13 protein-coding genes, 1 rRNA gene and 2 other annotated features are annotated in these 20,494 nt (G+C 55.8%); of the genes, 3 read left to right on the top strand and 11 right to left on the bottom strand.

The features are described from left to right. Positions 1-11 precede the first annotated feature (11 nt). The 7 genes from hmsP to bcsR all read right to left on the bottom strand — a co-directional run bounded on the left by hmsP (position 12) and on the right by bcsR (position 12,710). Positions 12-2,018, bottom strand: coding sequence for a biofilm formation regulator HmsP (hmsP, locus tag L462_RS05725; RefSeq protein WP_032679198.1), 2,007 nt, complete (start codon positions 2,016-2,018; stop codon positions 12-14). A 119-nt stretch (positions 2,019-2,137) separates the two neighbouring features. Further along, positions 2,138-5,620, bottom strand: a complete 3,483-nt coding sequence (bcsC, locus tag L462_RS05720) for a cellulose synthase complex outer membrane protein BcsC (protein ID WP_032679199.1) — start codon at positions 5,618-5,620, stop codon at positions 2,138-2,140. Further along, positions 5,602-6,708 (bottom strand): cellulose synthase complex periplasmic endoglucanase BcsZ, encoded by a 1,107-nt coding sequence (gene bcsZ, locus L462_RS05715; RefSeq protein WP_032679200.1) that lies wholly within the window; start codon positions 6,706-6,708, stop codon positions 5,602-5,604. The genes bcsC and bcsZ overlap by 19 nt, the downstream gene beginning before the upstream one ends. A 6-nt stretch (positions 6,709-6,714) precedes the next feature. Next, entirely contained in the window at positions 6,715-9,135 is a 2,421-nt protein-coding gene (gene bcsB, locus L462_RS05710) for a cellulose biosynthesis cyclic di-GMP-binding regulatory protein BcsB (protein ID WP_032679201.1), read from the bottom strand. 10 nt (positions 9,136-9,145) lie between these two features. Beyond that, positions 9,146-11,761 (bottom strand): UDP-forming cellulose synthase catalytic subunit, encoded by a 2,616-nt coding sequence (gene bcsA / locus L462_RS05705; RefSeq protein WP_025202799.1) that lies wholly within the window; start codon positions 11,759-11,761, stop codon positions 9,146-9,148. Beyond that, on the bottom strand, positions 11,758-12,510 hold the full coding sequence (gene bcsQ, locus L462_RS05700; RefSeq protein WP_025202798.1) for a cellulose biosynthesis protein BcsQ: 753 nt from the start codon (positions 12,508-12,510) through the stop codon (positions 11,758-11,760). Before bcsQ ends, bcsA begins: the two co-directional genes overlap by 4 nt. Before the next feature lie 11 nt (positions 12,511-12,521). After that, entirely contained in the window at positions 12,522-12,710 is a 189-nt protein-coding gene (bcsR, locus tag L462_RS05695; protein WP_020884481.1) for a cellulose biosynthesis protein BcsR, read from the bottom strand. 173 nt (positions 12,711-12,883) lie between these two features. Between bcsR and bcsE the strand changes: the two genes are divergently transcribed. Genes bcsE through bcsG form a run of 3 tightly spaced genes read left to right on the top strand, consistent with a single transcriptional unit; the run spans position 12,884 to position 16,309 of the window. Continuing rightward, a complete protein-coding gene (gene bcsE / locus L462_RS05690; protein ID WP_020884480.1) occupies positions 12,884-14,446 on the top strand; it encodes a cellulose biosynthesis c-di-GMP-binding protein BcsE in 1,563 nt (520 codons plus the stop codon). After that, a complete protein-coding gene (gene bcsF, locus L462_RS05685) occupies positions 14,440-14,637 on the top strand; it encodes a cellulose biosynthesis protein BcsF (protein WP_025202797.1) in 198 nt (65 codons plus the stop codon). Before bcsE ends, bcsF begins: the two co-directional genes overlap by 7 nt. Next, entirely contained in the window at positions 14,630-16,309 is a 1,680-nt protein-coding gene (gene bcsG, locus L462_RS05680; RefSeq protein ID WP_032679202.1) for a cellulose biosynthesis protein BcsG, read from the top strand. The genes bcsF and bcsG overlap by 8 nt, the downstream gene beginning before the upstream one ends. Before the next feature lie 44 nt (positions 16,310-16,353). Here the strand turns inward: bcsG and L462_RS05675 are convergent, their stop codons facing one another. The 4 genes from L462_RS05675 to rrf form a co-directional block, all read right to left on the bottom strand. After that, positions 16,354-17,349 (bottom strand): glycosyl hydrolase family 8, encoded by a 996-nt coding sequence (locus L462_RS05675; protein WP_020884478.1) that lies wholly within the window; start codon positions 17,347-17,349, stop codon positions 16,354-16,356. A 6-nt stretch (positions 17,350-17,355) separates the two neighbouring features. Continuing rightward, positions 17,356-18,318: a bifunctional biotin--[acetyl-CoA-carboxylase] ligase/biotin operon repressor BirA gene (gene birA / locus L462_RS05670; RefSeq protein ID WP_032679203.1), complete on the bottom strand. Its 963-nt coding sequence runs from the start codon at positions 18,316-18,318 to the stop codon at positions 17,356-17,358. After that, positions 18,315-19,343, bottom strand: coding sequence for a UDP-N-acetylmuramate dehydrogenase (gene murB / locus L462_RS05665; RefSeq protein WP_014172099.1), 1,029 nt, complete (start codon positions 19,341-19,343; stop codon positions 18,315-18,317). The genes birA and murB overlap by 4 nt, the downstream gene beginning before the upstream one ends. A 134-nt stretch (positions 19,344-19,477) precedes the next feature. After that, a 5S ribosomal RNA gene (rrf, locus tag L462_RS05660) occupies positions 19,478-19,593 on the bottom strand. Positions 19,594-19,670: 77 nt separating this feature from the next. Then, positions 19,671-19,936: a sequence feature (23S ribosomal RNA rRNA prediction is too short), on the bottom strand. Positions 19,937-19,951: 15 nt separating this feature from the next. Continuing rightward, positions 19,952-20,494: a sequence feature (23S ribosomal RNA rRNA prediction is too short), on the bottom strand.

Genomic DNA, 20,494 nt, shown 5'->3' on the forward strand with positions numbered 1-20,494 from the left:
CAGCAACAAAATTACACGTTTGCGCTATTGTCCCCACCGGAAAGGTAGCGTTGTTCAAAGACATCCGACGGAACAGCCGGTGCAAACAGGAAGCCCTGTCCACCCTCCACGCCCGCTTCAGCCAGCCAGGTGCGCTGCGCGTCTGTCTCAATCCCTTCGGCAATCAGCTGCAGTTTCAGGCTGCGGGCCAGCTGGATAATGGCCTGGACCATGCTGCTGTCTTCCGGCAACCCTTCAACAAAGGCTTTGTCGATTTTCAGCACATCCACCGGCAGGGTTTTCATATGCTGGAGCTGACGCAGCCCGGCATAACCCATACCGAAATCGTCCAGCGCGATGCGTATACCGGCATTACGCAGCGGTTTCAGAATCGCGACCGCCTCATTAGGATCGTCAATACGCCGGCTTTCCGTGACTTCCAGCGTCAGCGTATCAGGCTTGATCCGGTAACGATGGATCAGCTCCAGCATCTCAGACACCATGGTCGGATGCATCAGCTGCAGGGCGGACAAGTTGACCGACAGCGGGAGCGTCACGCCTCGTTCCTGCCAGGCAGCAAGCTGTCGGCACGACTCCTCCAGCACCCAGTAACCGACGGTGACCATCAGGCCACAGGATTCGATGCGCTCAATGAGCCCTTCCGGCAATTCCCATGAACCATCCGGCTGCTGCACGCGCAGCAGCGCTTCCGCGCTGATCACCTTGCCCGTCAGCAAATTCACCTGCGGCTGGAGCCAGAGGGCAAACTGACGGTTATCCAGCGCGGTCAAAATGTCGCTCTCTTCCGTCAGGCGCTGCTGCGCCCTTTCCATCTGTTCCGGGTCGAAGAACTGGATCTGATTTTTCCCTTTGCGCCGGGCGGTAAACGCCGCCGAGAAAGCACGACGGTAAAGCTGTTCCGCCGTTAAGTCTCCGTAGTACATCGCAATACCGATGCTGGCGCTTGGACGAAGCTGGATGCCCTGAATCGGCAGCCGCTCATTAATGACAGTGAGTACTTGCTGACCTAACGTGATCGCATGCCACGGCTCTTTCACGCCGTTGGCAATCACCACCAGGTCATACCCGCTGACCTGGGTCAGCACCATGCGTGGGGCCAGCACGGACTTCACTTTCTCCACCAGCGTCAGGAGCAGCATTTCACGCTGGTTCTCTTTGAGCACGCCGGCGGTGTCCTGCAGGGTTTCACAGGCGATCACCATCAGCGCGGTGGTTTGCTGGCGGGCAACAGTCTGTTCCAGCATCGCCATCAGGAAGGCTTTATTGGGCAGCTCCGACACCGGGAAGCGCGTGGCGCTGCTGTTCAGCTCATCCTGCTGGCGCTGCATCCGCTGCTGGTTGAGGTTATAGCTACGTACCAGCATGCCAATCTCGTCATCATGATGAAGACGCGGCAGCGGAAGCTGATGCCCCACCTGGTCCTGCGGTGAAAGCGTGTTCAACTCCCGGGCAATCCGACGTAGCGGATGCACAATCAGACGGTTAATACACCAGGTCAGCGCCACACTCAGAATAAGTGTCATAAGTAAGCAAGTGGTCACTAACGTGACAACCCAGCTCATGACGAACTTGTACATGCGGTACGAGTCTGCCTGCAGAACAAGGTAGGCCAACGGCTGTGGATTCGCGGGACGCTCAAGCGAATAGACCGGCAGCGAAATCTGCACCGGCAGTTCAAACAGCCGCATCACCATCATGGGGACCGGTCGCTCGGGGATAAAACTCATCCGCAGCGCCTGAAACTGATTGGGTAACACCACGTCTGCGCGGCTCACGACACCGGCAGGCTGAATGCGTTTTAAAATGGTTTCCGCTTCGGGAATATCCCCTTTCAAAATAGAGGCAGAGAGCGGGCCACGCACCGAGCGGGCAATACTTTCTAATTGCGAAGCCGTGTTATAGCGATTCTGCTGTACGGAATGAAACAGCAAAATTACGCAAAAAAGGAGTACAAACAGCATTGTGACGGCAGAAACCATCGCCATCTGTTTGATAGTTAAGGAACGGCTGACACGCAAAATGACTCTCCACAAAACTCGAAGCGCAGGGCGCACCAGGGTGTAAACCTGGTGCGCCTGAGTATACCCGATTGCTGTACTTTTAAGAGAGACTTACAAATGGATTAAGTTAAATCCGATTACCAGTCCGCGTAAGGGATCAGCGGCTGCGGCGGTAAGTCCATATCGCCCTGCCAGCCTGCAGCAGAGTAGCGTACATAAAGCAGTGCGTGGCTTGGGGTATAATCTTTTGCTTCCTGAATATCCACACCGAGGCCCACAAACCAGTTGGACGTGACCCGGCGCTCGATAATGGCCCGTGCGGTATAACCCGTGCCTGAGGAGCTGCTGCCGGTTTCCATTTCGCCTCTGTCGGTGTAGCGACCGGGCTCATCGGTCGGAATCAGTCCCTGAATGGGATAGCGCATCACGTCGTTAGTTTTAGAATGAGACCATGACACCGATCCGCCCAGCTCCCAGGACCAGTTCTCGGTACGTTTACGCCAGGTGACAGGCAACGCGAAGGAGACATACTCCTGCGGGCTGTAATAACCGCCCTGACCCAGGGTATAACCGCTCAGATCTTTATCGTAGTGCCAGAGCATGTTGCTCACGCCGACGGTCAGACGCTCATTGTTTTTATTGATGAGCTTGTAGTAGTAACCGGTCATCCAGCGGACGCGCCAGTTATCTTCCACATTTTTACCCGTCAGCGTTTCCGCATTCAGGCTCGACCAGACGCCGTGCGCCTCACCTTTGTCATAACTGATGCTCGCGCCACCGCCGGTTGCGCGCACGCCGCCCCAGGTGGTGCCGGTGTTGGTATCTTTTTGCCCGGCAAAGGCGAGCAGAGAGCTGGAGATCGGGCGACGATGGGCGTTAACGGTATAACCGATTGGCCCCAGGTCACTGCTGTAGCTTACACCACCGACTACGTCGACAACGTCAAAGCCCATCGGCGTGGTACCAATATCCCACGCCCAGGTTTTGTTCTGCCAGCCCACGGCAATACTCGCGCCATTTGCTGACTGATGCGTGTTGCCACTACACGGCGTTTCGTAACAGGTGCCCCATTTCGGATCGTAGGTACCGTTATCGGTGGAAAAGGACCCGGCATCCATATTGACCAAATCGCTACGCAGGAACATACGGCCATCCGCCAGTGGTGCATCCGCCTGTAACATGGTGGTATGCGCTTTAAGATCGGAATAGCCGCCGGTGCCGCTGGAGCCCCAGTAATCATGCTGCAGCGTGACGTTAACATCCTGCTGACGGTACAAATCACCGGCGTCGCTACGCACGCCGCGTTTCAGCCAGTCGTCTTTTTCGTCGTTACGCGTCAGGCGGGTAAAGCTGTCATTGTCAGCCGGACGTGTCGTCGTGACGCCTGACGACACCATCGCATCTTTATACGTTTCCAGTGCCTGCTGAGGCTGACCATTTTGCGTCTGGAAACGGGCGGCATCACGTAATACCAGCGCGTTTTCCATAGATGCAGGCTGTGATTTCGCCTGAGGAATAATCTTGCTGAACGTCTGCTCTGCGGCGGCGAAATCCCCAAGGCCTGCCTGCGCCATCGCGATCCGGCGCTGCATATTGAGCGACAGCGGCTCTCCGTTTTGCGCGGCAGGCAGTTTTGCCAGCGCGGCACGGGCTGCCTCTTTGTTGCCCTGGGCGCTATACACTTCGGTCAGACCGAGGATCGCATCTTCGTTCTGCGGTTCACGCTCCAGCACGGTGTTGTAAGCCGTTTTCGCGGCCTCCAGATCGCCACGCTGCTGCGCCCAGTCCGCAAGGGTTAAGTCGATACGGGTAGAGGACGGCTGCTGGCGAAGGAGGTTTTCCGCCTCCTGCTCTTTGCCGCTATCGCGCAGTCGGTTTGCCGTTTCCAGCGTCTGGTTACTCTGCAGGCGGTCGGCAAGCTCCTTAATATTGGCGTTCCACTGGCTGCGCGGAAGCGTCTCCAGATGCGTGAGCGCGGCCCGGTCCTGATCGTTTCCGGAGAGATACAGCCCACTGGCATACACCTGTTCCGGATCGGACGGTTTCTGGCTGGCAAGCTGGCGCATCAGGTTATCCGCCTGGCTGCGCTGGCCCGCGCTATAGAGATCGCGCGACAGACGGTAGGTTATCCAGACGTCGCCCGGAGAGAGTGCCAGACGACGACGCTGAATTTCCGCCGCCTGAGCGTATTGGCCCTGGTTTTCCAGCTGTTCCGCCTGGGCTGACAGCTGCTCGTTGGTCAGGCTACGTTCAATGTCATCAATGCTTCGGCGCTGGCTGGCAGAGAGCGACTGGATAAACTGCGCGGCCTTTTCCGGGGACTGCGCACGATAAACATTGGCAAGGCCACGAACGGCATTGCTGTTACCGCTGTCCATACGCAGCGCCTGACGGTAATAACGTTCCGCCGCAGCCGTGTCTTTACGCGCCGCCGCGGCATCTCCCAGCCCCAGCACCGCATAACTGTCGGTATTGTCGAGGGTACGCGCCTGCTGGTAATAACGTTCCGCCTGCGCCGTATTGTTCGCTTTCAGGGCGGTATCACCCTGCTGGATCAGCAGCCAGTAGCGGTTAACTTTCAGCAAACTGTCCCATTTGCCACGGTTATCGCTCTGCGGATCGAGGGCGATCGCCTTTTCAAACTGCGCCACCGCACGGGCGCGATCGCCTTTCTGAGAGTACGCCTGTCCAAGCGCGCCCACGGCTTCGCTGTCGGCATGATTTGCGCTGACCGCTTTTTGCAGATCCGCCACCGCCTTATCGCCCTGCCCGGCATCCACCGCCGCCAGCCCTTGTGCTTTTGCACGGAACGTTGGATCGGCGAGCTGTTTTTGCTGCGTATCAAGTTGGGTACGTGCCGCCGCTACGCTGTCGCCGTCGCTGAAGACGCTCAGGTATTTTTGCAGCGCGCTGACGCTGGCGTTGCTGACAGGCTGATTTTTGATCTGCTCATACCACATATCAGATGCCTGGCTGCGGCCATTGCTGGATTTGGCCATCTCCTGCAACACCGCAAAGCCTTCATCGCGGCGTCCGGTCTGGAACAGGAGCTGGGCCAGCGTGCCCTGCAGCTGCGTATTGCCCGGGCTGCTGGCGTTAATTTTCTTCAGCTGATTAATGGCGACGCTACGGCGGGCAGGATCTTTCGCCACAACATTCCAGTATTCCGTCGCCACGTCACCGCCCGGCGGATTACCGTCAAAAAGCTTGTCATAGGCCGCAATGGCCTCCTGAGTATGACCCGTTGTAGCCAGTAACCGGGCCTGCTGTAACTGCTGACGGCCTTCAGGCGTAGAAAGCAGCATCGTATTGCGCGAGGACTGATACGCACTGGAGCCCGGCGCGATCCCTTTCAGACGATCCAGCTCTTTTTGCGCACCGGCGTTATCACCCTGACGAAGCAGGTAACGAAAGCGCGCCGCAATGACGTCGGGGTTGTTCGGGTCAATCAGCTCAAGGCGGTAGAGCGACTGACGAACCAAATCCTCACGCTGCGTCGATTCACCCAGCCGCACCTGTTGCAGCAGCTGTTGCTGCTGCGGGGAGTTAGCGGCCTGAGCCAGCGGCATCAGTGCCAGGCTAAGCGATAAACTGAGTAGATTTACTGTGAAGTTGCGCATTCCTGGCCCCAGTCCGGTATTAATTCACCTTGAGCGGTGAAGCGAAAACGATGCTGATCCCATCCTTGCCCGAAGAGAGTCAGTACGTAGCTGTAATAGGCATTATTATCGGGAAAATTATCTGCAACGCGCTGGCGCTGTACCGCCTGCGCATCACGCTGCTGTAAAAAAGGCAGCATCGCAGCGGAAAAGCCGACCGGCCCCTTGCCCGCAGGCTTCCCGCTCGCCACATCCACTTTTTCCGGCGGTACACCGTGTTTCGTGGTCATTGTCGCCATCGGCCGGAAGCGTGTAAGCAACCGGGCTTTCTGGGCGTCTTTGTCACTCATCATTCCGACCCAGAGGTAGACGCGGATGGCGTCGTAGCCGCCCACCAGCGATTTATCCTGCTGCAAATGCCAGCCTCTGTTTTTCTGATACTGCACCCAGTCCGGCGAAAACCCCTTTGGCGCCGTTTCCAGCAACAAGCGCAGGTTGGTTTCACGAAGGGTCGTCCACGGGGCACCAAAGCGCGTGAAATAGCTCGCTATCTGCGGAGGAAGATAGCTGGGGTTAAAGCGCCAGGCTTTCTCCTCGGCAAAACCGACCTTCCCGGGCAGCAGCATGGAGCCGAGTCCCGGTACTTTCACCACTTCCTCATGGGTAATGCGTTTAAGGAGCGCCTTACCCGTGCGGGTATAGTCCGGATGTTTCCACAGCCGGCCCGCCTCAAGCAGTGACCAGGCAATCCAGACATCGGCATCCGAGGCGGAGTTGGTATCGATTATCGCCCAGTTGTCGTGGTCTTTCTGACCCCATAGCCAGGCGGGCAAATTATCGTTCAGATTGCCCCCGGCCAGGTTGTCGCGCGTCCACGTCAGCAATTGATCAAAGGCTTTGCGATCGTTCGCGGCCAGGGCAATGAACAACGCATAGCTTTGCCCTTCCGACGTGGTGATTTTGCGCGTGTCGCTGGGATCAATGACACGCCCGCTCTCACTGATGTAATCCTTTTTAAACTGCTCCCAGGCAGGCCAGGTGCAGGCGGCGCGAAGAGGGATCGCCGCCAGCATCAACGCTGCTAACACACACCAGCGAAACGCTTTCATCGCCTGTTACTCATCCGGGTTAAGGCGACGACGGCTGATGATACGCAGCAGACGCCACAGCACCCACGCCAGCAACACCACGCTGACGGCGGCCAGGATAGCCAGCAGAACCGGATGGTTAGCCAGCGCATACCACAGACGCTCGAACCACGGCAGATGGCCCACGTAGTACACATCGCCCACGCGCAGGCTATTGACCCCAGACTCGCGGATCACCGCCACCGAACCAAACATCGCGGCACGTTTGCCGCTGTCGTTCATCGCGCTGTTGAGTAACGCATACCCACGCGGGCTGTCCGCCAGGAGCGCCACTACGCTACGCTGCTCGTTGTAAGGTGACTGGAAGCCAACCACCGCGGCCATTGGTCCCTGAGACGTAACGGTTGTCTGCACGCTGGCCTGACGATCGTTGATATCCGGCATAATGCTCGGGAACTCGGTCTGACGCAGTGGCGTGTTAACCCAGGACTGGGCTGCTTTGACCAGCAGATCGATACGTTTGTCATCCTTCAGCTTATCCGGGATGTTACCGATCACCATGATGTCCGCGTCTTTGTTCTGGATCTGGCTACCATCGTCAGTCAACGTGACGTTAATTGCCGGTAATCCGGTCTGCGCACCCACGGACGCCATGGTGTCCAGCAGGGTCGTCACCTGGCCCTCATTTGGCGCTTTTGGCATGACGACAATGGATTCAGAGAGATCGGCCATACGGCTGAACGGGAAGCTGGCATTAGCAAATGCACGCAGGTCCGGCATGGCAAGGAAGTGGTAATACTTCGAGAAGTCGATGGTTGACTCATCACCAATCACAACGTGGTTCTGTACTTGCTGGAAGGTGATGCAGTTATCCACCGAGCCGCCGGGCATCGGGTTCATGTACTGGAAATCAAAGCGCAGCTGGTTGATCGCCCCAAGCTTCAGCGCCGGAATAGAGACGTCCGTTTTCCCGTCCAGCAGCCCCTGCAACACCGGCAGACGGAGCATCAGTCGGTTAGTATCCTGCGTGCTTGTCAGACTGAAAGATTGCAGGAACTGGTTGTTCAGGCTGATATCCATGCGTGAACTGTCTTTGGTTGCCGGCGCGGTGTAACGGTAGCTCAGATTGATATCAATGCCGTTGGTGCGCAGCAGGTACAGGTCTGGCGGCAGATTCAGTGACAGACTAATCGGGGCTGGCTCAAGCCCCGTCGCCTGAAGCTGTTCTTCATACGTTTTCAGTTCGCCAAACGTGACGGCACGGTCAGTACGCACCCAGTTTGGTGCATCATAAGGTTTACGCGGCAGCAGCGGTTTAACCTCATCCACCACCACGCTGTTTCCACGGAACAGAACGTTACCCTGGGCAATGCCCTTGGCCGCCTGCACCAGGTCTTTATCATCACGCCCGAAGACCACCAGCAGCTTCACGTACGGGTTATCCGGGTGGCTCATCATCTCAATGGTCGGCGCTTTTACGTCCGGGTGATCGCGCAGGAAGGCAGGACGTTTCGCGTTGGTCGCAAACACGATCGCGTTTCTGTCCGGCATTTTGTCGTACATCACCGGGAAGTTCTGCCCGCGCCAGCCAGAACGTGAACCAAACCACGATGCCACAATGGTGGCCGCCAGCTGCTCGGTGACGTCCGGAGACGCCGCAAACACCATTGGCAGCACTAACTGACGACTATCACGCGGATCAAAGAACGGAACCGGGAACGACGAAAGGTCGTTTTTCAGTGCCAGCGACTGGTAGGTCATCTGCAGCGAAGAGTTGCGTCCTACGTCTACCCACAGCGTATTGCTGGCAGGGTTCTCACAGACGTCACGGTAGTGACCGACAAACTCCAGACGTATGCGGTTAAAGTCGGTGATGAAAAGAGGGTTAATCGGCACCTGGGCCTGTGTTTTCTTACCCAGTTGCTCTTTCGTGACGGGCAGAACGTCCATCAGTTCATCATTCAGGTAAACCTTCAGCTGAGACTGTACCGGCAACAGCGACGGTGATGGCGTGTATTCAAGGTTCAGCATGGCGTGAGAGACAACCTCATCGCTGCGCATACCGAACTCAATGCCGCCGTTAGGGTTAATACCGCGCAACACCATGCTGCCCGGCGGCGGCGCAATCTGCGCAAAGCTCAGCTTCACGTCCCGTGATGGGGCATCTTCCGCGACAATAGGCGCGTTTGCTCCCTGTACGCCCGGCATCACCTGACCGACGACATTGCTGTCTGCCGGCAGGGTGTTGCCGTCCGTAGGCTGGTTCGGAATGACGTTTTCCGTTTGACCGGGTGCCGCGGTGATAACCGGATCGGTCGCCTGGGCGACCACAGGCACCGTCGGAGCAGGCGTTGCCGCTGCGTTATCGGGTGCTGCGTTAGCCATCGTTGTGGGGAGCGCACTTACCCCCATTGCCACTGCACATAACCAGGAAAGTTTAGTTTTCATCGCGTTATCATCATTGTTGAGCCATAACCGGGTCCGCCTGCTTCGCCTCATCCCGCTCGGGACGACGAGGAACGAACGATACGATCCAGGAAACCAGCGAAGTAAGGGACCGGAAAATTAATTTCACCGACGACGGGGCAAATTCTGCAAGGTGACGATAGCCACGGAACCCCAGCTTCAGAATATCCAGCAGGCTTTCCAGAGGCTTATCTTCCGGGAAGCTGTCCTGCCAGAGAGCCCACGTGTCCGCGCGGGCAAACGTACACTGCACAAAATCAATATGTTGCTTTTTCGTCAGCGGCATCAGCTGCAGACCGACTTCATTACCGGCTACACGCACCACCTGCGTCGGGAAGACGTACTCCTGCTGGCCGCGCTTCAGCAGCAGGTTAACCTTCTGCCCTTCCAGCACCTTCGCCTGACCGTTGATTTTTATCCCCAGACCACCGTCTGAGAAGTCGTGCACGGTACAGGAGAAGAGGTGACCATCTTCACGGGCGATTGCCGCAGGCATGCAGATTTCCACGCGATGCGCACGGCGGACTTGTTTGCTCTCCACCGACACCGCAACCGCGCCGCCGAGGATAATCAGGTTGTAGAACACCCATGCCATACTCACGAACACGGTCAGGATCTCGTTTTCCGGGCCGTAGAAGTAGCGCCAGATACCGGCAATCACGCCCACGATATTCAGCAACACCAGGAAGATGTACGGCCGGGAGATGACCCAGTCGACATACTCTTCTTCCACCAGACCGCCCTTCGCGGTGACGTTGAATTTACCTTTGTGCGGGTTGATCAGCGCCACCATCGTCGGCGGCGCGATGTACCAGGCCAGCACCGTTTCGTAGATTTCACTCCAGAACGAATGGCGGTATTTACCCTGAATCTTCGAGTTCGTCAGGCTCGCGTGAATCATGTGCGGCAGAACGAACAGCGCAATCATCAGCGCAGGCGCGTAGATGATATAGGCGTGAAGAAGCAGGAACGCCAGCGGCGCGGTCAGGAAGATGAGGCGCGGGATACCGGACAGGAAGTGGAACATGGCGTTGACGTAGCACAGACGCTGCGCGAGTTTCAGCCCTTTCCCAATCAGGGGGTTATCGAGACGGAAAATCTGCACCATGCCGCGCGCCCAGCGAATACGCTGGCCGATGTGCGCCGAGAGAGATTCCGTTGCCAGACCCGCGGCCTGCGGAATACGCATATACGCGGAGGTGTAGCCCCGACGGTGCAGGCGCAGCGAGGTATGCGCATCTTCGGTGACCGTTTCGACGGCAATGCCACCGATCTCATCCAGCGGTTTACGACGAATAACCGCACAGGAACCGCAGAAGAAGGTCGCATCCCACATGTCGTTCCCGTCCTGCACCAGGCCATAGAACAGCGTGCCTTCGTTAGGGGTTTTACGGAAACGGCCAAGGTTACGTTCAAACGGATCCGGCGAGAAGAAGTGGTGCGGCGTCTGCATCATCGCCAGCTCTTTCTCCTTCAGGAACCAGCCCATCGTCATCTGCAGGAACGAGCGCGTCGGCACGTGGTCGCAGTCAAAGATTGAGACAAACTCACCTTTGGCATATTTGAGGGCGTTGTTGATGTTCCCGGCCTTGGCGTGTTCATGGGTGGTACGGGCGATGTACTCGACACCCACCTCTTCCGCGAACTGACGGAACGCCGGGCGGCCGCCGTCATCCAGGACCCAGATTTTGAGTTTATCTTTCGGCCAGTCGATACCCAGCGCGGCGTAAATCGTGTTTTTTACCACGCTCAGGTCTTCGTTGTAGGTCGGCACGAAGAGATCGACAGACGGCCATTGTGACGTGTCTTTTGGCAGCGGAACCGGCTGACGGTTGAGCGGCCAGATGACCTGGAAATACCCCAGCACCAGTACAACCCAGGCGTACGTTTCCGCAAACAGCAGAACCAGACCGCACACCAGGCTGACCGGGTCATCCCAGTTAAGCGTTGAGGTGTAACGCCACCAGATGTAGCGACAGGAGACGGTCAGCGACAGCACTATCAGCATCAGGGCGGAGAAGCGTCCCGGAATACGGCGCACCAGCAATGCCACGCCCCACAGCAGGATCAGGAAGGTGAACTGCGCCAGAGGGTTAAAGGGCTGCGTAATACAGACCAGGGCCAGAATGAGCGAGAAAACGACGATTACGCCGAGTATAAAACGCCGCAAGCCCGGGTGCAGATGCCCGAGCTCTTTATGGTTATCCAGATGGCTGGTCTTGTCACCCACGCGGTCAGGCAAACTGTCCAGCCACTGGTGATAGCGCTCACGTAAATGTTGCACGCGGGAGAAGCTGCGCCAGCGCGGCGCTTTGTTTTCTGAGCGGGACGACGTGGCCACCAGCCAGACTGCCTGAATGATATAACGCGCCGGATCCAACGGTCGCGGGCGGTCGGGATGAATATGCGGATATAACTCACTGTGCTGCGCACGAATGCGCTGCCAGCGCGGGTGTTCGAGGGGAATGAACGTCCAGGCCAGAATCATCCAGAAGCAGCCGAGCGCGGCGCTGAATGCCGAAGCTCCGTGCCGGCGAAAATGCCGGTAATGTTCGCTCAGACGCGAACTGACCGGCGGGATGAGTAACCAGCTGGCGAGACGGCTCATACAGAACTCCCTGCAGGCTCTGCCCCTTTGGCAAAGTGCAGCAGACACCAGTTCGCCAGCGTCAGGATCTCTTCTGCCGCCAGGGAATCGCTGCGGTATTCACCGAGTGGCTGTTTGGAGGCCAGGCATTCCGCCATGCCCTCATCACGATGGATAACAATCGGCAGCAGACGGCGCTGGCTTTGCAGCCAAACCTGATACAGATCGTCCTGGATCTGGCTGCCAATGCGTAAATCGTTAATCAGGATATGACCATTTTCAGGCAACCCTTGCTGATGCAGACGGATATGGCAATTCGCGTCGACGTTCACAATCGACAGCACGCGATCGCACTGCGCCATAAGCTGTCGGGTCAGCGTGCCGGCGCCGTGCGGCAGATCCAGAAGGATCCACTTATAATGGCCTTTTTCTTTCAGCTCCTGCAGCGCGACGGTGAACTGGGAAAACAGACGCTGATAGGCAGCTTCATTTTCACGCTCGGTAGTGGTCAATTGGCCAAAGGGCAGTACATCAAGCTGCGAGGTATAACGCATACCCGCATCGCGCCAGTCTTTATCATCAAGCAGCGCGCGAGCCCAACCCTCTGTACGCGTAAAGTCGACATTAAACGACATGCGCAGCAAATTATCGGCACAGGCGTCAATCACCAATACCGATTCACCTAAAAGCTGTAATGACCACGCCAGCGCCGCGGTAACGGATGTTGTACCTACTCCACCACGGACGCCCTGTAATCCTAGTATGGCCATCAATGGCTCCCTTATTGTTGTTGGGCAAATTCAGCTAATAGCGGCCAACGTTTAATAGCCGCGGCCAACTGTTCCCGCTGGGAAATGTCGGTGTAATCTATTTCAGGTAATGAAAACGCCTGCGTCAGCGCCAGAAAGTCGTTCTGGAATGTGTAACCCAGGGTTGAGTCGACTGGGGTGCCGGGTTCGTTATTATCCATTCTATTCCATCCCTTTGAGTAAAATCGCACAATCAGAAGTAGCGAGGCTTCCTGCCCTATCAAATTTCATTTACATGCTAAATCTGATGTTCTTTAATTTCAATGTTAGGTTTATTTCTACGCTTTCGCTAGTAAACTGAGATACAGAGAAATTAAACGAAAAGAGGGACACCGTGGACTCCATATTTTCTATTGGCATCCAGTCATTATGGGACGAATTGAGCCACATGCCAGTCGGAGGAGTCTGGTGGATTAATACGGATCGTAATGAAGATGCTATCAGTCTGGTAAACAAGACAATTGCCGCTCAGGGCAAGGATTCCCGCGTGGCCGTCGTGAGCATGGGCGAAGAGCCAAAGAAAATTATCACCCTTGAAAACGATCGCGGTCCGCAGACGGTGCGATTATTTTCCATGCCTGCGGAGGCCGATAGTCTATACTTTTTGTCCCGCGACATTCAGTGCTCTATTGATCCGGATCACTATCTGGTGATTCTGAAATGCTCAAATAACGCCCTGCAAAATATCCCTGCTGAAAAACTACTGCCCTGGCTGGAAAAAATCAATAAATGGGCAAAATTTCAAAATTGCACGCTATTGATAGTCAATCCTGGCAGTAATAATGACAAACTGTTTTCCCTTTTAATGGGCGAATATCGCTCCCTGTTTGGTCTGGCGAGTCTTCGGAACCAGGCAGACAGCTATCTCTACGATATTGCGTTCTGGTGTAATGAAAAAGGCGTAAGTGCCAGACAACAGCTCACCCTTAAACATATTGAGGGCGAATGGCACCTGGCGCAGCAGGAAGAAACCGTGGTGCAACCGCGCAGCGATGAAAAACGAATCCTGAGCCATATTGCCGTTTTAGAGGGGGCACCTGCGCTCTCGGAAAATTGGTCGTTGTTTGATTCTAACGAAGCGCTTTTTAATGAAGCTCGCACAACCCAGGCGGCAACCATTGTTTTTTCGCTCATGCAAAATAACCAGATTGAAACGCTGGCGCGACAGATCCACACCTTACGTCGCCAGCGCGGAAGCGCCTTAAAAATAGTGGTGCGCGAAAATAACACCAGCCTTCGCGCCACGGATGAGCGCCTGCTTCTGGGCTGCGGTGCCAATATGGTGATTCCGTGGAATGCGCCGTTATCACGCTGCCTGACGCTTCTCGAAAGTGTTCAGGGTCAGCAGTTCAACCGTCACGTACCGGAAGATATCTCCACCCTGCTCTCCATGACCCAGCCGATGAAGCTGCGTGGATACCAGAAATGGGATACCTTCTGCGACGCCGTCGGCAACATGATGAGCAACACGCTGCTTCCTGCAGACGGGAAAGGGGTAATGGTTGCCCTGCGCCCGGTACCGGGTATCCGCGTTGAACAGGCGCTCACGTTATGTCGTCCGAACCGCACAGGAGACATCATGACCATCGGCGACAATCGCCTGGTGCTGTTCTTGTCCTTCTGCCGGATAAACGATCTTGATACCGCCCTTAACCATATCTTCCCCCTGCCAACCGGGGATATTTTCTCGAACCGTATGATCTGGTTCGAAGATAATTCTATCAGTGCAGAGCTGGTGCAGATGCGTGCCCTCGAGCCTGAACAATGGGCGAAACCGCTCACCGTGAAGAGCGATGCCAAACCGATTCTCAACGCCCGACATGACGGACACGTCTGGCGGCGAATACCGGAACCCCTTCGCCTGTTAACTGAGAATGGGGAGAACGCACCATCATGAATATCAGCGATATCATTCAACTGGTCGTATTCTGTGCGCTGATCTTTTTCCCGCTTGGCTACTATGCACGCCATTCCATACGCCGTATCCGCGATACGGCCAGAGTGCTGTTTGTAAAACCTCGCTATGTAAAACCAGCCGGAACACTGACACGGGCATCACACGTCAAGGCAGACCGAAAACATGACTAATTCTACCTATACCGCTTCGTCACCATCGCCGCTCTGGCAATACTGGCGCGGCCTTTCCGGCTGGAACTTCTACTTTCTGGTGAAGTTTGGTCTGCTGTGGGCAGGCTATCTGAATTTCCATCCCCTGCTCAACCTGGTGTTTATGGCTTTCCTGCTGATGCCTTTGCCCAATATCAGGCTGCATCGCTTGCGTCACTGGATTGCTATCCCTGTCGGCTTTGCTCTGTTCTGGCATGACACCTGGCTGCCGGGACCGGACAGCATTATGAGTCAGGGTTCGCAGGTGGCAGGGTTTAGCGCCAGCTATGTCCTTGACCTGACCGAGCGCTTTATTAACTGGCAAATGATAGGTGCCGTCTTTGTGCTGCTGGTGGCCTGGCTGTTCCTGTCACAATGGATCCGCGTCACGGTATTTGTCGTCGCCATTATGATCTGGCTGAACGTGCTAACGCTTGCGGGTCCAGACTTCTCCCTGTGGCCCGCGGGTCAACCCACGACCACGGTGACCACTACCGGGGGAAGTGCAGCGGCAACCGTCACGACGGCAGGTGATACGCCTGTGGTCGGCGATATCCCGACGCAGACCGCACCGCCGACGTCCACTAACCTGAACGCCTGGCTCTCCAGCTTCTATACCACGGAAGATAAACGTCAGACCAAATTCCCGGAAGCCCTGCCGGCGGATGCTCAGCCGTTTGAGCTGCTGGTGATCAACATCTGTTCACTCTCCTGGGCTGACGTCGATGCCGCGGGTTTGATGTCTCACCCGCTGTGGTCCCATTTCGATATCCAGTTTAAAGACTTTAACTCTGCCACTTCGTACAGCGGCCCGGCGGCAATTCGCCTGCTTCGCGCAAGCTGCGGTCAGACATCGCATAAGAACCTGTATCAACCCGCCGGCAACCAGTGTTATCTGTTCGATAACCTCTCAAAACTGGGCTTCACGCAGCATCTGATGCTGGGACATAACGGCCAGTTCGGTAACTTCCTGAAAGAGGTGCGCGAACAGGGTGGTATGCAGGCACAGCTGATGGATCAAACCGGACTGCCGGTCACTCTGCTGGGCTTTGACGGTTCACCTGTTTATGACGATACCGCCGTGCTGCAACGCTGGCTGAAGACCATCGAAAAAGACAGTAATCCGCGCAGTGCAACGTTCTACAACACGCTGCCGCTTCACGATGGTAACCACTTCCCTGGCGTGAGCAAAACGGCCGATTATAAAGTTCGTGCGCAGAAATTCTTCGATGAACTGGACGCATTCTTTACGGAGCTGGATAAATCGGGCCGTAAAGTGATGGTGGTTGTGGTACCTGAACACGGCGCCGCGCTGAAAGGCGACAGAATGCAGGTGTCAGGTCTGCGTGATATCCCTAGCCCGTCGATTACCAACGTACCGGCAGGCATTAAATTCTTTGGTATGAAGGCACCTCATCAGGGCGCACCGATTGAGATCGCTCAGCCAACCAGCTATCTGGCCATTTCAGAACTGGTTGCCCGCGCGGTTGACGGCAAACTGTTTGTGGAAGACAGCGTGAACTGGGATCAGCTCACCAGTAACCTGCCGCAAACTGCCGAAGTCTCTGAGAACGCGAACGCGGTTGTGATTCAGTATCAGAACAAACCATACGTTCGCCTGAACGGTGGAGACTGGGTACCTTATCCGCAGTAAACCACATTTCCCTCTCCCCCAGGGGAGAGGGCTCACCCGTTCCGTTATGGCTGCTCAGCAAGCCATACAAGCATTTTCAGGCTTGCGGAGTAGTAATCATCCTTTGCAGTGATCTCGGGTTCTCCGGATGGCTGTCCCATCGTTAAATCACGTACCGCCAGCAGCCCCCCTTCCATCATGTAAGGCGCATATTCATTGGTCGTCACGTTTACCCATGCGGGAGTTTGTTCGCGGGGGAACTGACCGAACCAGGCTCGCCACGGCGTTAACAGCGGGCTCTTCTTATCAGACCAGGCCAGGTAAAGTGGAATGCGGATCGCGTCGTAGCTCATCCGTGGCGGCCAGGCTTTGGCCGGGGACAGCGTGCCCGTAGAGCCCAGTGAGACCCAGTCCGTGGGAAGTCTGGCTTTACCCGATCCCATTTTTGCCAGCAAGCGATGGCCATCCTGAATCAACTTGCCCCAGACCGGCGAATGGCTGCGACTGGCAAAGGCCTGCCAGGCCGGGAAGACGAAATAAGAGGGGTTAAGCACGATCTCACCGTCGAGGGTAAACCCCTGGACGCCGGGCAGCATCACGCGGTAACCCGCATAACGGGTCACGGTGTGGCTAATGAGTGCTTTCGTTATCGCATCCGATGCGGCGCTGTACTGTTTGTCATGCCAGCGCGTATCCGCTTTCAACAGCGCCCAGGCAATCAGGACATCGCCATCGGCGGCGTTATTTTTGTCGGCAATCGGGTTGGACTCGGCAGGGTTATAACGCCAGTAAAACAGACCATTTTCTTTGTTCTTCAGCGTACCGTCAGTCCATTTCCACAGCTTATCAAACGTGGCTTTATCGTCGTTAGCCACCGCCATCAGCATGGCGAAGCCCTGGCCTTCAGTATGCGAAACATTGCCGTTGCCGGTATCGACAATCCGCCCTTCCGGCGTAAAAAAGCGTGCTTTGTAGCTCTCCCAGGCCTGACCCGCCTGAGAGAGGGGGGAGAACAGTAAACTCATCATGACGGCCAGAGCGGCGCATGCGGGTTTTCGCATAATGGGTTATTCCGCGCTGCGCAGTGAAATCTCACCGCCCACCCAGGGTTTGATCACGCCATCCTGCTCCAGGAGCAACGCGCCCTGTGCGTCGATGCCGCGGGAAATACCGTAGATCTCTTTATCACCAATCAGCAATTTCACCGGACGGTTAATAAAGTTATCCAGCTTTTCCCAACGGGACAGGAAGGATGCCAGCCCCTCTAGTTCAAAGAGCGAAAGCGAACTGCGTAATTCTTTAATCATACGCACGGCAAGGGTGTTGCGATCGATGGTGATCCCCGCTTCCTGCAGGTTGGTCCACGCCTGATTCACCACGTCATTTTGTACATTGCGCATCACCATATTGAGGCCTGCACCAATGACAATTTGCGCCGCGTCGCCTGTTTTACCCGTTAATTCAACGAGAATACCGGCAAGTTTACGATCGTTCAGATAAAGATCGTTTGGCCATTTCACCCGCACCTTATCAGCGCCCAGATCGTGCAGCACTTCCGCCATCACAATCCCGATGACCAGACTCAGGCCAACAGCAGCAGCGGGACCCTGCTCCAGACGCCAGTACATGGAGAGATAGAGGTTGGCACCAAATGGCGAAAACCACTTGCGGCCTCGACGGCCACGCCCGGCCTGCTGGTACTCGGCTACACAGGCATCCCCGGAGGATAATTCGCTGAGTCGATCCATAAGGTACTGGTTAGTCGAATCGATCACCGGCAAGACCGCAACATTGCCATGCTCTACCTGGCTGCGGATCAGCGCTTCATTCAGCAGCTGAATCGGCTCCGGCAGGCTGTAGCCTTTTCCGGGTACCGTAAAGACATCGACACCCCAGTCGCGGAGGGTCTGGATATGCTTGTTAATGGCGGCACGGCTCATGCCCAGGTGTTCACCCAGCTGCTCGCCGGAATGGAATTCACCGTCGGCAAGAATGCTTATCAGGGTTAAAGGGATAGTATTGTCCTTCACGCGATAACCTCCACGGCATTCACTTCACCCGTACGGCCAATGAAGCGGACCTCTGGCTCCAGCCAGACGTTAAATTTTTCGCCCACTTGCTGACGGACGTGATGGGCCAACCGGACAACATCCTCGCTGGTCGCATCGTTTTGATTAATCAGCACCAGAGCCTGCTGACGATGAACGGCCGCACCGCCCACGGAGGCGCCTTTTAACTGGCATTGATCGATAAGCCAGCCCGCGGCCAGCTTCACGCTACCATCCGCCTGTGGGTAATGGGGTGCGGCAGGCCAACCTGCAAGAAACGCTTGGGCGTTTTCGCTGCTGATAACCGGGTTTTTGAAGAAGCTTCCCGCATTTCCATTCACTTTAGGATCAGGAAGCTTGGTCGTGCGCATATGGCACACCGAGTCAAAGACGTCACGGGCAGTCGCCGTTTCGGGATCGAGACGCGTTAAATCACCGTAGGTTAGCACCGGCTGCCAGTTTTTTGACAGACGCAGGCCTACGGCGACAATCACGTAGCGATCCTGATATTCATGCTTGAAAATACTGTCACGGTAGCCAAAACGGCACTGTTCAGCGGTTAAACGCTGAGCCGCGCCGGTCGCCAGCTCAATACAATCGACGTATTCACAAACGTGTTTCAGTTCGATGCCATAGGCACCGATATTTTGAATGGGGGATGATCCGGCGCAGCCAGGGATAAGGGCAAGGTTTTCCAGTCCTGGCATTCCTTTGTCCAGGGTGTATTGCACCAGATGATGCCAGTTTTCACCGGCGCCAACGTGCAGATGCCAGCTATCGGCGCGCTCTTCCACATCAATTCCCATGATGCGGTTAACGATCACCGTTCCCGCAAAATCATCGAGAAACAGGACATTACTTCCTTCGCCCAGAATCAGTACAGGTTCGTCTTGTTCTGTTGCGCTTTGCCAGGCATCCAGCAGCTGCTGTGCAGTATCGGCACGTACAATTTTATTAGCATTACGTTGAATGCCAAAGGTATTCCAGGGCTTAAGGGAGTGATTCATAGACGCTATCCTGAGACAAAAACCGGGATAGTTTACCGTATATACGGGGGGATAGGTGATTAGTTTAGAGCAACGAGGAAGGGATAAAAACGCAAAAAGGCCATCCTTTCGGATGGCCTCTTCACTTATTTGATGCCTGGCAGTTCCCTACTCTCACATGGGGAGACCCCACACTACCATCGGCGCTACGGCGTTTCACTTCTGAGTTCGGCATGGGGTCAGGTGGGACCACCGCGCTAAAGCCGCCAGGCAAATTCTGTAATCTGTATCAGCTGAAAATCGTCTCTCTCACGCCAAAACACCTTCGGCGTTGTAAGGTTAAGCCTCACGGTTCATTAGTATCGGTTAGCTCAACGCATCGCTGCGCTTACACACCCGACCTATCAACGTCGTAGTCTTCAACGTTCCTTCAGGAGACTTAAAGTCTCAGGGAGAACTCATCTCGGGGCAAGTTTCGTGCTTAGATGCTTTCAGCACTTATCTCTTCCGCATTTAGCTACCGGGCAGTGCCATTGGCATGACAACCCGAACACCAGTGATGCGTCCACTCCGGTCCTCTCGTACTAGGAGCAGCCCCCCTCAATTCTCCAGCGCCCACGGCAGATAGGGACCGAACTGTCTCACGACGTTCTAAACCCAGCTCGCGTACCACTTTAAATGGCGAACAGCCATACCCTTGGGACCTACTTCAGCCCCAGGATGTGATGAGCCGACATCGAGGTGCCAAACACCGCCGTCGATATGAACTCTTGGGCGGTATCAGCCTGTTATCCCCGGAGTACCTTTTATCCGTTGAGCGATGGCCCTTCCATTCAGAACCACCGGATCACTATGACCTGCTTTCGCACCTGCTCGAGCCGTCACTCTCGCAGTCAAGCTAGCTTATGCCATTGCACTAACCTCCTGATGTCCGACCAGGATTAGCTAACCTTCGTGCTCCTCCGTTACTCTTTGGGAGGAGACCGCCCCAGTCAAACTACCCACCAGACACTGTCCGCAACCCGGATCACGGGTCTACGTTAGAACACCAGCCATTAAAGGGTGGTATTTCAAGGTTGGCTCCACGCAGACTGGCGTCCACGCTTCAAAGCCTCCCACCTATCCTACACATCAAGGACCAGTGTTCAGTGTCAAGCTATAGTAAAGGTTCA

Origin of the sequence: Enterobacter sp. BIDMC 26, assembly GCF_000534435.1 — a bacterium.
Classification (GTDB): domain Bacteria; phylum Pseudomonadota; class Gammaproteobacteria; order Enterobacterales; family Enterobacteriaceae; genus Enterobacter; species Enterobacter ludwigii.

What these genes read in the sequence shown, in the direction of transcription:
- bcsC (WP_032679199.1), bottom strand. Translation starts at nt 5,620, where the DNA reads ATGCGCAACTTCACAGTAAATCTACTCAGTTTATCGCTTAGCCTGGCA.
- L462_RS05675 (WP_020884478.1), bottom strand. Translation starts at nt 17,349, where the DNA reads ATGCGAAAACCCGCATGCGCCGCTCTGGCCGTCATGATGAGTTTACTG.
- bcsZ (WP_032679200.1), bottom strand. Translation starts at nt 6,708, where the DNA reads ATGAAAGCGTTTCGCTGGTGTGTGTTAGCAGCGTTGATGCTGGCGGCG.
- bcsR (WP_020884481.1), bottom strand. Translation starts at nt 12,710, where the DNA reads ATGGATAATAACGAACCCGGCACCCCAGTCGACTCAACCCTGGGTTAC.
- bcsB (WP_032679201.1), bottom strand. Translation starts at nt 9,135, where the DNA reads ATGAAAACTAAACTTTCCTGGTTATGTGCAGTGGCAATGGGGGTAAGT.
- bcsG (WP_032679202.1), top strand. Translation starts at nt 14,630, where the DNA reads ATGACTAATTCTACCTATACCGCTTCGTCACCATCGCCGCTCTGGCAA.
- bcsQ (WP_025202798.1), bottom strand. Translation starts at nt 12,510, where the DNA reads ATGGCCATACTAGGATTACAGGGCGTCCGTGGTGGAGTAGGTACAACA.
- murB (WP_014172099.1), bottom strand. Translation starts at nt 19,343, where the DNA reads ATGAATCACTCCCTTAAGCCCTGGAATACCTTTGGCATTCAACGTAAT.
- bcsA (WP_025202799.1), bottom strand. Translation starts at nt 11,761, where the DNA reads ATGAGCCGTCTCGCCAGCTGGTTACTCATCCCGCCGGTCAGTTCGCGT.